Genomic DNA, 13,409 nt, shown 5'->3' on the forward strand with positions numbered 1-13,409 from the left:
ATCGTTCGCCGACTGTTTCACGTGAAACAGTCGCGTCGTTCGCTGAGTGTTTCACGTGAAACACTCTATATGGACTTAGCCTGCATTTCTTATTAATTACATTAGAAATATACGACAAACTATTATTTTTTATTGTTTTTTCGTTCAAGATCGCGGCGCTGCTGGCGCGTCATATTCGCTGGATCGGGCTGCTGGGCGGCGCGTTCCGCCTTGATATTCCGGCCCGAGATGTAAAACACAAAGAAAGCGGTAAAGGCCAGAATGGCGCCAAAACCCAGCCAGGTATTGTTGGTGCCATACCAGACCAGACCACCCAAGCTCAGCGAGCCGATATAGCAGGCGGCCCATTGCTTCCAATTCATCTTGGCGGGATTTTTCTTATTTTCCATGGCTTAACCCGAATATTATAACCTGATACTATTAATCTGCCGTGGCAACTTGCTCAAACCCGGCCAACGCGGCCAGACCGGATATTTCGGCAGCCGAAACCGGCCCGGTCTCCACCTTCAGAACCTTGGCGGCGGGTGGCCCGCCCCACAGGGCGGCCGCCAGGGCATCCAGGCTATCCTGGGTGCCGGCCGCCAGCAATTCCACAGAGCCATCTCGGCAATTACGGACCCAGCCGACCAGCCCCAGCTTGCGGGCGCGGCCTATGGTCCAGTAGCGGAAGCCCACACCCTGCACCCGCCCCTGTACGAAATACCGTCTCGCCTGTCTGGCACCCATCATCGTCATGGCGGGCAGACTAGTCGGATTTTCCTGGCCCTGCCAGTTCCGGGAATTGGACTATAAAAAGAACAAAATATTCCCAAGCCCAGCCCCGTTTTGGCCGCATTCTACCTGTAGATTGCTTTGTAATGATCGTTACGGCGGGGCGGAGTCTGCCCTGCTACACTCGCTGTGCTAGGGAAGAAAGATTATGGCCATCGCCACACGCGTAGCTTCGAGGCATTTCGCCATCCGGCCGGGTCGGCCCGAGGATGCCCCCGCCCTGGGCCAACTGCATGTGCGGGTCTGGCGCGAGGCCTATCGCGGCATCATGGCCGATGCCTATCTGGCCGGGCTTTCGGAAGCCAAGCGCGAAGCTTTCTGGCACCAGATCCTGTCCGAACCCCATCCCGACCGGCTGCAGGTCGTGCTGGCCTCGGAGCAGCCGGGCGGCATTGCCGGCTTCCTGCTGGCCGGGCCGCCGCGCGACCTGCCGCCGGGCGCCGGGGCAACATTCCGGGGCGAAATCTATGCCCTCAACATCGCTCCGGAATGGCAGGGCCATGGCCATGGCAGACGCCTGATGGTGCATGCCGCCAACTGGCTGGCGGAAAAGCGCATGGCGCCATTCTGCCTCTGGGTGCTGGCCGACAATACCAAGGCTCGGGATTTCTACGAATTGCTGGGCGGCGTGGCGATTGCCCAACGCAGCGAAACCATCGGCGGCGCCCGCCTGACCAACATGGCCTACCAGTTCAATGATCCGGCCAGCATCGCCCGCCTGGCGCTCAAAGGCGGCCAGATGCGTGGCCGGCGGTAGCGCCAATTGCCCCCCTGGCCAGGCCGTAACGGTGTTAGAATTGGCGGTTTTCAAGGCAGCGTGAGCCATGGGGCAGATTGAATTCAATTCAAGAGTCGAGATGGAAAGAAACCCTGGCTGACCAAAGCTAAGCCGGAAAGTGCGGTGGTGACGCTAGAGATAGGCTTGCGAACCGCCGCAAACCGTCGCCCTCGGATTTAGTCCGAGGGTCGATGTCTGATGCCGCTTTGATGCCGGAATGCTCGGCTACGGCCCAGGTTTGGTTTCGGGTTTGATTTCTGGCTTGGTTTCTGGGCCGACTTCAATGCCAGGTGCACCGCTATCGATCAGGCTGCCCACTTTGTCGGGCGGCAGGATCACGCCGCAGGAGATGATCAGCTTCATCGCCTGGTCCACGCTCATCGACAGGATGACGATGTCGTTGCGGTCGAAATAGGTCATGTAGCCGCCGGTGGGATTGGGCGTGGTGGGCACATAGCAGGTGACCAGATTGCGGCCCAGGCGGCGGCCCACCTCGCCGGCTTCGTCGTTGGTGACGAAAGCCACGGTCCATGACCCCTTGGACGGCCAGGGCACCAGGGCGACCTGACGGAAGCTCTGGCCCGATTGGCTGAACACGGTTTCGAAAATTTGCTTCAGGCCGGAATACAGCCCGCGCACGATCGGCATGCGGGCGACCAGTTGCTCGCTCAGGCCCAGCAGCGAACGGCCAAGGAAATTGGTGGCCAGGAAGCCGATCACCGTGAGCAGCACGATGGCTGCGATCACCCCCAGGCCGGGAATGCCCACCGGCAGGCTGGGCACCAGGGTTTCGAATTCATAGCCATGGGGGATCAGGCTGCGCACATTGCGGTCGATCGCCTCAATGGTGATCACCACCAGATACACTGTCAGGCCGATCGGCGCGGTAACGATGATGCCGGCCAGGAACCAGTTGCGCAGCCGCGTCATCAGGCCGATACGCGGCTTAGGCAAAATGATGCCTGGCGCGCCGCCGTCTTCCGGCGCCGTCTTCCTGCCCTCACCGCCACTCATACCGCCGCCTCCCGCATGAAATCCAACACCGCACGCGCCGTATCCTCCGGCCGCTCCTCGGGCAGGAAATGCCCGCAGGGCAAGCCCAGGCCCTTCACGTTCACCGCCTTTTCGCGCCAGCAGCCCAGCACGTCGAAATGCCGAGATATCTGCCCCTGCGCACCCCACAGCACCAGCAAGGGGGCCTGGATGCGCTTATCCAGATCGGCCCGGTCATGCTCCAGGTCGATGCCGGCGCCGGCGCGATAATCCTCGCAGGTGGCATGGATGCAGGCCGGATCGCGGAAGCAGCGCTGATATTCCGCCACCGCCTCTGGCGTGAACACGCTGGCATCGGCCGCCCAGGCGCCCAGTTTGCTGGTGATATAGTAATCCGGGTCGGCGCCGATCATACGCTCGGGATGGCCGTTCGGCTGGATCAGGAACAGCCAATGGTAATAACCGCTGGCGATGGCCTGGTTCATCCGCCCGAACATGGTGAGCGTGGGCACGATATCAAGCAGCGCCAGCCGCTGCACCGCCTGCGGATGATCCAGGCTAAGGCGATGCGCCACCCGCGCGCCGCGATCATGCCCGGCAAGGCGAAATTGCTTGAAGCCAAGTTGCGCCATAACCGCCACCATGTCGGCGGCCGTAGCGCGCTTGGAATAGACCAGATGGGCATCGTCGGATGGCGGCTTGCCTGACTCGCCATAGCCGCGCAGATCAGGCAACACCAGGGTGAAATGCCGCGCCAGCATGGGCGCCACCTTGTGCCACATCACATGGGTTTGCGGGTAGCCATGCAGCAGCAGCAAAGGCGGCCCCGACCCGCCGATACGCAGATGGATGTCGGCTCCGGCTCCGGCAACGCGCCTGGTTTCGAACCCCGGAAAAAACATCCCACCTCCCGCTGGATTTATGGTGCAGCGCCCCAGTTGCTACTCCCGCAGCTACTCAGGCTACGCCCTGGCTGTTATCCCGGCTCCGCCATGCGGTCGGGCAAATAAAAAGCCGGATCACTGCGGCGCGAAAAACTCGGGTTGCGCGGCCAATGCGGCTGCATCCCAGATCACCATGATCCTGCCCCGCTTGGGCTGGGCATACAATGGCTTGGGGCCTTGCGCCAAGCGCTCCACACGATAACGGGCCACCATCCAGCCATTCGGATTGGCCGCGAACCACGCGGGAATATCGCGATATTCCACCTCGGGCAGCGGCTTCTCCAACCTCCCGAGAAATTGATATTCGCCATGGTAATCGCCGGCGAAAGCCACCGGCCGGTCGGCATCCTGCGCCGATTTGATCACCATCGCCGCCGGCTTCATGTCGTAAGCCGCGCGGCCCGGCGCGAAACCGATCAGATGCACCGACAGGAACAACGAAAGCGCCAGACACGACATGGCGATCAATTGCCGGTCCACCCTGGCATCGCGCGACAGCCAGAAAGCCAGCGCGCAGCCGACGAGCAGGCTGGCAGCGATTTCCAGCGGCACCGCCATCGACCAATCGGGCAGATCGTCCAGCTTGTCCACCAATTGCGGCACGAAAGGCACCAAGGCGATCAGCACAGCCAGCACGGCCACCAGGCCGATGGCCGGCAGCATGTCTACCGGCCGGGCCAGCACGCGGCCATTCTCCAGCGCCTGGGCCACCAGCAGCGCGAAAGGCGGAAACAGCGGCAGCAGGTAATGCGGCTGCTTGCCGCTGATGAAGCTGAACACCACCAGACCCACCAGGCCGGCCACCAGGCAGAAGCGCACATTGGCATCGCTCCAACCGACCCGGCCAAACCACATCGCGCGCCAGGCCGGCCGCCAGAACAGCCAGGGCAGCAGCAACAGCGGCAGCATCGGCAGATACCACCAGAGCGGCCGCTTATGGGCGAAGCTGTCTTTCACCCGGCCAGCGGTCTGGCCCCAAAGCAACGCCTGCTTGAAGGCCGCCCCGCCGGCTTCGGCGGCCGGCAGCGCCCAGGCCAGGCCGATGGCCGCGCCCAGCGCAATCGCCCCCAGCAGGCCGAGATACCAACGCAGCCAATTCTGCTTCACCTCAGCCCAGAGCGGCGCCAGCAAGGCCGGCGGCAGCGCGTAGACCAGGATGGCCGGGCCTTTCGACAGCACGCCAAGGCCGATGGCCAAGCCATACAGCGCCAGACCGCGCCAGAAATATCCGTAGCGCAAAGCCAGGGCCAGGCCGCACCAGCCCAGCAGGGCGAAGCAGGCCATCATCAGATCGAACATGGTGAGGGTGGAAAACAGTAGCCACCAGGCGCCGGTGAGCAGGATGGGCAAGGCCAGCGCGCCGATGCGGCGGCCCTGCTCGCCCGGCCAGAGCAGGCGGGCCAGCCACAGCACCTGGCCCAGCGCGGCCAGGCCGAAAAGCGGCGCCACCAGACGCGGCCAGAGATCATTCACGCCGAAGATCATCCAGCCGATGCGGATGATCCAGAACAGCAGCGGCGGCTTGTGGTGATAGGGCTCGCCATTGAGTAGCGGCACCAGCCAGTGATCGGCCAGGTGCATCTCCCAGGCCACCGTTACATAGCGCGTCTCGTCGATCGGCATCAGCGGCCGCGCGATCATCGCCGCGGCCAGGGCCAGCAGCCAGATCAGCAGGCTGAAGCCGATCAGCGCGCGGCTGTTCATCCGGCCGCCTTTTCGGTCGCCTGCTGGCGGCGCTCGCGGTAGATCAGATGCAGGTTGCGGGCATAGACGAACAGGCCGCTGCTCTGGCCCAGGATGAACACCAGGTTGGCGATATGGATCGAGTAGATCAGCAGGATCACGCCGCCGGCCACGCTGAGATACCAGAAGAGCAACGGGATTTCGCTGCGCTTCACGCGCTCGGAATGAATCCATTGCACGATGAAGCGCGAGGCGAACACTGCCTGGCCGAAAAAGCCGATGGCGGCCCAGATATTCAGGTTGTCGAGCAGGCGCTCGAGATATTCGGCGAACATGATCGCTACTCCAAATCCTGGCCGCGCAGATCCTGGCTGCCGCCGCTATCGCGCCAACGGCGCTGCAGCCAGCTTACGCCGACCAGATCCACCAGGCCCACCTTCAGGCGGCCCCAGGTGCCATAATGAGAAACGCCGCCCTGGCGTGGACGGTGATTCACCGGCACCGACCTTACCTGCCCGCCCTGGCGCAATACCAGGGCCGGCAGAAAGCGGTGCATGTGATCGAAAGCCGGCAGCGACAGGAACAGCGCGCGCGACAGCATCTTCAGGCCGCAGCCGGTATCGGGCGTGGCATCCTTCAGCAAAGCCGAACGCACCCGGTTGGCGATGCGCGAGGAATAGCGCTTCACCCAGCTATCCTGCCGCCGGGTGCGATGGCCGGCGATCAGCAGGTTATGGCCGCCATCGGCCTCGGCGCGCAAAGCCTGCCACAAGGCCGGCAGATCGGCGGGGTCGTTCTGGCCATCGCCATCAAGGGTGGCGATGAAGGGCGCACGCGCCGCCTTCACCCCGCTCAGCACCGCCATAGACTGGCCGGCATTGCGGCGATGGCGGATCGGCCGCAATTCCGGCATCGCGGCTGCGGTCTGGCGCAGAATGGCGGGGGTGGCATCGGTGGAGCAATCGTCCACCGCCACGATCTCGAACGCCACCCGGCCGCGCAGGGCCGCGCAAATCTCCGCCAGCAGCGAGGCGATGTTCTCGGCCTCGTTATGCACGGGGATGACGACAGAAAGCTCTGGAGAAAGCTCTGGGGAGGATTCGGGTATGCCGGCTTGGGACATGGCGGCTTGTTCTATAATCGTACAGGAACGGCAAGACAAGCTGCCCGGACCGGCTTTAACAGGGCTTTGCTGGACATTTCAAAGCCCCTCCCGCCGGGGTAGAGTGGTTTTGGAATCAGAATTATGGAGGGTTTCAGGGATGCGTCTGGCCAGCAAGATAGCCATTGTCACAGGCGGCGGCTCGGGTTTCGGCGAGGGCATCGCCAAGCGGTTTGCCGCCGAGGGTGCAGCCGTGACCATTGCCGACCTGAACCTGGCCGGCGCCGAACGGGTGGCCAGCGAGATCAATCAGGCCGGCGGCAAGGCCCTGGCGGTGACCGTGGATGTGAGCAACAACGCCGCCATGCAGGCCATGGTGGCGGCCTGCGTGGGCAAATTCGGCGGCCTCGATATCGTGGTGAACAATGCCGGCATGCCGCAGCGCAATGCCTCGATGCTGGATACCGACGAAGCCACCTTCGACCGCATCTTCGCGGTGAACGTAAAAAGCATCTATCTCTCCGCCCAGCATGCCATCCCGGAAATGCGCAAGCGCGGCGGCGGCTGCTTCATCAACATCGCCTCCACCGGCGGCGTGCGGCCCCGCCCCGGCCTGGCCTGGTATAACGGCTCCAAGGGCGCGGTGATCACGCTCACCCGCGCCATGGCGGTGGAACTGGCGCCCGAACAGATCCGTGTGAATGCGCTGAACCCGGTGGCCGGCCTCACCCCGATGCTGAAGGAATTCATGGGCGGCCAGGAAACCGACGAGATGCGTGCGAAGTTCGTGGCCACGATTCCGATCGGCCGTTTCTCCACGCCGCAGGATATCGCCAATGCCGCGCTCTATCTCGCCTCCGATGAAGCCAACTTCATCACCGGGGTCTGCATGGAAGTGGATGGCGGCCGATGTATCTGACGAAACACGTGTATCTCGGCAGGCTGATCTGCGCGCTGGCGCTGCTGGCCGGCGCAATGACCGGCCATGTTGCCTGGGCGCAACAGGCCCCTGCTAATCAAGCACCGGCGAATCAAGCACCGGCGAATCAGGCCCCAGCCAATCAGGCCCTGCCGGAAACCGCGGCGCCGCCAGCAGCCCAGACACCCGCCCCGGCTGCGCGCCAGGCACCCGCACGCCGCAACCAGCCGGCGCAGATCGGCCTGCCCGCTCCCACGCCGATTGCCGAGATTCCGCGCGGCAAGACCGTGCTGCTAGCCGGCACTCTGATGTCGCCGCAACAGCGCACCTTCGTGCTGAACGATGGCAATTCCTCCATCGTGATCCAGCTCGGCCCCTCCTGGCGCGACCTGACCAGGCTTTCGCCCGGCGCCCGCGTGCGCGTGCTGGGCCAGATGGACCCCTATGGCACGCCGACCTTCCGCGCCGGCAGCGTCATCCTCGACGATGGCCGCGTGATCGTGGTGCCGAATTAGCCTGAGCTTTTTTACAGCCGCGACAGATCCTCGATGGCATCCAGCACCAGGCCGGTGCCGACCGCGATGAGAAGGATATCGCCGGCCACCCGCACGAAGCGGGCATTCTGCGGCGATGACAGCCGGATCGAAAGCTCGCGCGGCAATTCGTGATAGATCACATCGCGCGGCAGCGGGCGGCCAAGCTGCCATTTCTTCGCCTGGCCCGGCGGCATGCAGCCATTGTTCTTCTTCGCCAGGCCCGGCGGGCAATGGCCGCCCTGCATGGCGCTGCGATAATAATCGCGGATGATGCCCTCGTTGCCGCTGCCGATATGAATGCTGATCGAGGTGCCGCCTGGCCCCCCGGGATTTCCAGGATTGCCCTTGCCATGCTGGCCCTGCTGCGGGCCGCCACGATCCGGCTTGTCTGCCCAGGCTTGATACGGGGCAACGCCGCCCATCAGCAAGGCGGCAATGACGGCGAGCGAAGTTAGGATGCGGGGCATGGGGGCTCCTGTCTGCATCATGGCTACAGACAGGAGTATTTTTTCGGATTGCAGCGAAAAGATGGCGCCGTTAAGCCGCTTTCGTGTGCGTCGTCACACCCTTGCCAGTCCCTAGCCCTTCGCCTTGAGGCCGGCCTCGCGGATCTGGCTGAGCGTGGCGCGTGGCGAAAGCTGCTCTGGGTCGATGCGCAATTCGATGATGGCAGGTTTGCCGGAAGCCCGCGCGCGTTCGAAAGCGGCGGGGAATTCCTCGGTGCGTGCAACGGTTTCGCCATGGCCGCCATAGGCCCGCGCCAAGGCCGCGAAATCCGGGTTGAACAATTCGGTGCCGCTGATGCGGGTGGGATATTCGCGCTCCTGATGCATGCGGATGGTGCCGTAGATGCCGTTATTCACCACGATCACGATCACGGCGGCGCCGTATTGCATGGCGGTGGAGAATTCCTGCTGCGTCATCTGGAAACAGCCATCGCCGGCAAAGGCAATAGTGACGCGGTCGGGATAAGCCAGCTTGGAAGCCACCGCGCCCGGCAGGCCGTAGCCCATCGAACCCGAGGTGGGCGCAAGCTGGGTGCCATGGCGACGATAGCGATAGAAGCGATGCAGCCAGGTGGCGTAATTGCCGGCGCCATTGGTGCAGACCGTGTCGGCCGGCGTGTTGGCACGCAGCCAGGCCACGACCTCCGACAATTGCAGATCGCCCGGCGATTTGGTGGGCTGCTGCCAGGCCTCGTAATCGGCCCGCATCTGCTTGGTGCGCGCGGCCCAGCGTGAACCGTCGATCCGCCCCAGCGCCAGCGCGGCGGCAATGAAAGCGCGGCTGGAGGCGTTGATCGCCAGGGTGGGCTGATAGACGCGGTTGAGTTCTTCCGCACCCGCATGGATGTGGATCATCTTCTGCTTCGGCACCGGCAGATCGAACAGGGTATAGCCGCCGGTGCTCATCTCGCCCATGCGAGTGCCGAGCAGGATCAGCAGATCGGCCTGCTTCACCTGCTCCGCCAGCTTCGGGTTGGGGCCGATGCCGAGTTCGCCGACATAATTGGGGAAATCGTTATCGATATAATCCTGGCGGCGGAAACTGGGCGCCACCGGCAAATCGCAAGCCTGCGCAAACGCCTGGGTTTGCAGCCGCAACGCCTCGCTCCAACCGCCGCCGCCGATGATCAGCAGCGGACGCTCGGCAGCCTGCAGCATGGCTTTGAACTGCGCCATATCGTCTGGCCCCGGATGCGCCTCCGCCGGCTTGACCAGCGGCACATCGGCAACATCGGCGCTATCGGTGAGCATGTCTTCCGGCAATGCCAGCACCACCGGGCCGGGGCGGCCGGATTTCGCCACCGAGAAGGCACGGGCCATGTATTCCGGGATACGCGCCACATCGTCGATCTGCGCCACCCACTTGGCCATCTGGCCGAACATGCGGCGATAGTCGATCTCCTGGAACGCCTCGCGCTCGATCATGTCGCGGCCCACCTGGCCAATCAGCAGGATCATCGGCGTGGAATCCTGGAAGGCCACATGTACGCCGGCCGAGGCATTGGTGGCGCCGGGGCCGCGCGTGACCATGCAGATGCCCACCTTGCCGGTGGTCTTGGCATAGGCATCGGCCATCATCGCCGCGCCGCCTTCCTGGCGATTGCAGATGAAGCGGATCGCATTGGCATGTTCATGCAGCGCATCCAGCACCGCCAGATAGCTTTCGCCCGGCACGCCGAACACCGTATCGACGCCTTGAATCCGCAATTGCTCGACCAAAATCCGGCCGCCGGTCCGCATACTCATCCGCGAAGACTCCTGCTGAAAAAACCAGCGGCCAGATTAGGCAGGCCGGTCGCCCAACTCAAGGCGCGGCTCACCCTGCGGGACGGATATTGCGCGGGGTTTCAAACCCAATTCTCCACCTGCAAACCTGGCATACGGTCGAATTCGCGCGTGTTATTGGTCACTAGCACCAAACCCTCGCTGCGTGCATGGGCGCCAATCATCATGTCATGCACTCCGCAAGGCTGGCCGGCACGGCGCAAAACTGCACGCAGATCGCCATAATGCTCGGCAGCCTTGCCCGCAAAGGGCAGAATCTCCAGACGCGCGGCGAAATGCGCCAATGCTTCGGCATTCTGCGCTTGGCGGTCGGAATTGGCCACGCCGTAATGCAATTCCGCCAGCGTTATGCTGGAAATGCAAAGCTCTTCTGCCTGCAGACTGAACCGTTCGCCGAGCGATCTGGGCCGGTTCTTCATCACATAGATGCAGATATTGGTATTCAGCATATAGCGCAGCATCAGAGCGGTTCCCGCTCCTCTGCCGGAGCATCGCTGCGCTCGTCATCGCGCTCGACCATGAAATCCGCGCTGGCGCGTGGCCCAGAGGCAAAAAAATCATCCCAGCGTTTGCCTACAGGGCTCAGCAGCAGGCTCTGCCCCAGCCGGATGATTTCCACCTGTTTGATCTCGGGCGGAAAAGCCAATGCCTTAGGCAGCCGAACAGCCTGGGTGCGGTTATTGGTGAAGAGGCTGGATCTGATCATGGCACGTCACCGCCTATGTATATTCCAATGGGATATACATAGGCGGCTTGGCCGGGAATTGCAAGATAGCCCCTAATTCTTTAAACGCCCTACCCCTTCAGCCGGAAGAAGCCGACCAATTGCGCCAGTTCGGTGGCCTGGCTGGCCAAAGATTGTGCGGCCGCAGTGGTTTCCTCCACCAGGGCCGCGTTGCGCTGGGTCATCTCGTCCATGCTGGAAACGGCGGTGTTGATCTGGTCCAGCCCGGTGGCCTGTTCGCGGCTGGCCGCCGCGATCTCGGCCACGATATCCGACACCTTCTTCACCGCCGCCACGATCTCCGACAGGCTGGCGCCGGTCTGGTTCACCAATGCCGCGCCATCCTTCACCTGGGCGTTGGATTCCGTGATCAGCGATTTGATCTCCTTGGAGGCATTGGCTGAACGCTGGGCCAGGGCACGCACTTCCTGCGCCACCACGGCAAAGCCCTTGCCGGCCTCGCCGGCGCGCGCGGCTTCCACGCTGGCATTCAAGGCCAGCAGATTGGTCTGGAAGGCGATCTCGTCGATCAGCGCCACGATATCGGAAATCTTGCGCGCACTGTCCTCGATACGGCTGACCGCCGCCACGGCCTGCTGGGTGACATTGCCGCCCTTCTCGGCGGTATCGCGCGCCGCACCGGCAAGCTGGTTGGCGGCCTGGGCGTTGTCGGCATTCTGCCGCACGGTGGTGGTGATCTCATGCATCGAGGCGGCAGTCTGTTCGATGCTGGCAGCCTGGCTTTCGGTGCGTTGCGCCAGATCCTGGCTGCCGGTGGAGATTTCGCCGGAAGCGCCGCGCACGGTTTCGGCGGTATGGCTGAGCCGGCCGGCAAAATCGCGTAGCCGTTCGGCCATGCTGTTTGCGCTGTCTTTCAACGTGCCGAACACGCCCTGATACTGCCCGCGCACCGCATGGGTGAGATCGCCCTGCGCCATGGCACCCATCACATTGGCGAGTTCGCCGGCCATGCCTTCCAGCGTATCGGTGAGGCTGTTGAGCTGCTGGCTGACGGCAAGATAAAAGCCTTCCTTGCCCTGCTGGCTGAGCCGTTCGGTGAAATCGCCCTCGGCGATCTTGCCGCACAACGTGGCGATTTCCTGCGCCGCCTGGCGGTCGCGCGCTTCGGTTTCGGCGCGCTTGCGTTCGGCCTCCTGGCGCTGGGCGGCAATCTCGGCCTCGGCGCGCTCGCGGGCAATCATGCTGTCCTTGAATACCTGCACTGCCTTGGCCATGGCGCCGATCTCGTCGCCGCGCTCGGCGCCATCCACCTGGGTGGTAAGCTCGCCAGCGGCAAGCCGCCCCATCACGCCGGTGATGCGGCCGATCGGCCGGGTGATGGTAGCCACCACCACATAGATGCCAAGCAACAGCGCAACCAGCACGCCGGCCACCATGCCCATGATCATCGCCGGTCTCTGCACCTCGTAGAATTGCGTCAACTCGTGATTGAGAGTGCTCACCTGCTCGAAATTGCGCTGGGCGGCCACTTCCAATTGCTGGTTCAGGGTCTGGCGGTTGCGGCGATTGGCATCGTTGTCGCCATATTCGCGGCCCTGGGCGGGGCTGACCTCGGTGCCAAGCCGCACCAGTTCGGTGCGGAAGCTGACGAAATCCCCCACAGTCTTGAGAAAATCCTCGTAGCGCTGACGATCGGGTGCATCCACCATCGGCCCGATATCGTTGGCCGCCTTCTGCAGCCGCTTGAGATTCTCAAGCAGCGGATTGCCGAAGCGTTTGGCCTCGTCGAAATCCCGCGACATGTAGATGCCACGGGAATCCATCACCACGGCGTAGACCAGCTTGTCCACCCGCTCGAGCAGGTTGCCGGTTTGCGACAGCACCTCCATGCGGTTGGTCTGCGCTTCGTAGCGATCCAGCGCATTGATGCCGGTATAGCCGACGCCGGCCGCCACCAGCGACAGCAGGATCAGCACTGAAAACACTCTTGGGCCGATATTGATCCGCGACAGGTTAAGCATTCTTGCCCCCATTAGCTAAGGATCGGACATGACACCGGTATGCAGAGGTGCGGAATGTAAGGGTTGGCGCGAGGGCGCTGGCCGGATGCGCGACCTGAATGCGCGGCGTGATGCGCGACCTGAATGCATGGGGAGAAAAGCACAATGGCAGACAGGCAATGCCATGCCGCAGGTACGGGCGCTGGTCTTGGCACCGGTACGGGTGTTGGTTCGCGCGGTTGCGCCACAGGCAGGGCATGCCGGCAAACGCCTCTCTCCCCCCAAAGGAACGCTTTTTATTGGGGAAGAGCCTAGAATGCCGGCGCGACAAATTCCAGACCTAATTGGTGCACCTCACCCGCTATGCGAGTGACACCCCGTACTCACCGCTGTATCGGCGCAAAACTGGCCGGGGTCATCAGCTTGTTTTCCTGGTTCACCAGATAGCCCGCCTTGGCGCTTTCGGCCAGGTAGGCCTGCCATTCCGGATCGGCCATCATGGCGGCGCGCTTGGCCGCCCGGTCGCCGGCATCCGCATAGCACCAGATATGCATATAGGTGTTGATCGGCCCGGTTTCGGTGATCAGAAAGGCCAGCGGCTTACCCAGATGGCGCTGCTGCGGCTTCAGGCCCAGGCGCTCATAAATTTCCAATTGCAATTTGATGGTGCCGGGACGGCACGTATACGTACGAACATCGAGCAGCAT

At 63.1% G+C, this 13,409-nt stretch carries 16 protein-coding genes; 3 read left to right on the top strand and 13 right to left on the bottom strand.

The annotated features are described in order from the left end of the window. Positions 1–122 precede the first annotated feature (122 nt). Together KF827_RS07925 and KF827_RS07930 are read right to left on the bottom strand one after the other, a co-directional pair. Positions 123–389, bottom strand: a complete 267-nt coding sequence (locus KF827_RS07925) for a hypothetical protein (protein ID WP_291003064.1) — start codon at positions 387–389, stop codon at positions 123–125. A 31-nt stretch (positions 390–420) separates the two neighbouring features. Continuing rightward, complete coding sequence (locus tag KF827_RS07930) at positions 421–735, bottom strand: acylphosphatase (RefSeq protein ID WP_291003067.1); 315 nt, start codon at positions 733–735, stop codon at positions 421–423. Positions 736–919: 184 nt separating this feature from the next. Between KF827_RS07930 and KF827_RS07935 the strand changes: the two genes are divergently transcribed. Further along, complete coding sequence (locus KF827_RS07935) at positions 920–1,528, top strand: GNAT family N-acetyltransferase (RefSeq protein ID WP_291003070.1); 609 nt, start codon at positions 920–922, stop codon at positions 1,526–1,528. Between the two features lie 246 nt (positions 1,529–1,774). Here the strand turns inward: KF827_RS07935 and KF827_RS07940 are convergent, their stop codons facing one another. The 5 genes from KF827_RS07940 to KF827_RS07960 all read right to left on the bottom strand — a co-directional run bounded on the left by KF827_RS07940 (position 1,775) and on the right by KF827_RS07960 (position 6,292). Further along, positions 1,775–2,563, bottom strand: coding sequence for a DUF502 domain-containing protein (locus KF827_RS07940; protein ID WP_291003073.1), 789 nt, complete (start codon positions 2,561–2,563; stop codon positions 1,775–1,777). Further along, the gene (locus KF827_RS07945; RefSeq protein WP_291003076.1) at positions 2,560–3,444 is read right to left on the bottom strand and encodes an alpha/beta hydrolase; all 885 of its coding nucleotides are present in this window, start codon (positions 3,442–3,444) and stop codon (positions 2,560–2,562) included. Before KF827_RS07945 ends, KF827_RS07940 begins: the two co-directional genes overlap by 4 nt. Positions 3,445–3,561: 117 nt before the next feature. Beyond that, a complete protein-coding gene (locus tag KF827_RS07950) occupies positions 3,562–5,190 on the bottom strand; it encodes a glycosyltransferase family 39 protein (protein WP_291003078.1) in 1,629 nt (542 codons plus the stop codon). Then, a complete protein-coding gene (locus KF827_RS07955; protein WP_291003081.1) occupies positions 5,187–5,504 on the bottom strand; it encodes a lipid-A-disaccharide synthase N-terminal domain-containing protein in 318 nt (105 codons plus the stop codon). The genes KF827_RS07950 and KF827_RS07955 overlap by 4 nt, the downstream gene beginning before the upstream one ends. A gap of 5 nt (positions 5,505–5,509) precedes the next feature. Beyond that, the gene (locus KF827_RS07960) at positions 5,510–6,292 is read right to left on the bottom strand and encodes a glycosyltransferase family 2 protein (RefSeq protein ID WP_291003084.1); all 783 of its coding nucleotides are present in this window, start codon (positions 6,290–6,292) and stop codon (positions 5,510–5,512) included. Positions 6,293–6,431: 139 nt separating this feature from the next. Between KF827_RS07960 and KF827_RS07965 the strand changes: the two genes are divergently transcribed. Together KF827_RS07965 and KF827_RS07970 are read left to right on the top strand one after the other, a co-directional pair. Then, positions 6,432–7,190 carry a glucose 1-dehydrogenase gene (locus KF827_RS07965; protein WP_291003089.1) on the top strand — a complete coding sequence of 253 codons (759 nt, stop codon included), beginning with the start codon at positions 6,432–6,434 and terminating at the stop codon, positions 7,188–7,190. After that, positions 7,181–7,705, top strand: coding sequence for a hypothetical protein (locus KF827_RS07970; RefSeq protein ID WP_291003092.1), 525 nt, complete (start codon positions 7,181–7,183; stop codon positions 7,703–7,705). Before KF827_RS07965 ends, KF827_RS07970 begins: the two co-directional genes overlap by 10 nt. Positions 7,706–7,716: 11 nt before the next feature. Here KF827_RS07970 and KF827_RS07975 read toward each other — a convergent pair whose 3' ends face one another. The 6 genes from KF827_RS07975 to KF827_RS08000 all read right to left on the bottom strand — a co-directional run bounded on the left by KF827_RS07975 (position 7,717) and on the right by KF827_RS08000 (position 13,409). Further along, complete coding sequence (locus KF827_RS07975) at positions 7,717–8,193, bottom strand: hypothetical protein (RefSeq protein WP_291003094.1); 477 nt, start codon at positions 8,191–8,193, stop codon at positions 7,717–7,719. 111 nt (positions 8,194–8,304) lie between these two features. Then, positions 8,305–9,978: a thiamine pyrophosphate-binding protein gene (locus KF827_RS07980; protein ID WP_291003096.1), complete on the bottom strand. Its 1,674-nt coding sequence runs from the start codon at positions 9,976–9,978 to the stop codon at positions 8,305–8,307. Positions 9,979–10,079: 101 nt separating this feature from the next. Further along, on the bottom strand, positions 10,080–10,478 hold the full coding sequence (locus KF827_RS07985; protein ID WP_291003098.1) for a type II toxin-antitoxin system VapC family toxin: 399 nt from the start codon (positions 10,476–10,478) through the stop codon (positions 10,080–10,082). Next, the gene (vapB, locus tag KF827_RS07990; RefSeq protein ID WP_291003100.1) at positions 10,478–10,723 is read right to left on the bottom strand and encodes a type II toxin-antitoxin system VapB family antitoxin; all 246 of its coding nucleotides are present in this window, start codon (positions 10,721–10,723) and stop codon (positions 10,478–10,480) included. Before vapB ends, KF827_RS07985 begins: the two co-directional genes overlap by 1 nt. A gap of 89 nt (positions 10,724–10,812) precedes the next feature. After that, positions 10,813–12,723, bottom strand: a complete 1,911-nt coding sequence (locus tag KF827_RS07995) for a methyl-accepting chemotaxis protein (protein WP_291003103.1) — start codon at positions 12,721–12,723, stop codon at positions 10,813–10,815. A 362-nt stretch (positions 12,724–13,085) separates the two neighbouring features. Then, positions 13,086–13,409 (bottom strand): NIPSNAP family protein, encoded by a 324-nt coding sequence (locus tag KF827_RS08000; RefSeq protein WP_291003105.1) that lies wholly within the window; start codon positions 13,407–13,409, stop codon positions 13,086–13,088.

This window comes from Ferrovibrio sp., assembly GCF_019636075.1.
GTDB lineage: Bacteria > Pseudomonadota > Alphaproteobacteria > Ferrovibrionales > Ferrovibrionaceae > Ferrovibrio.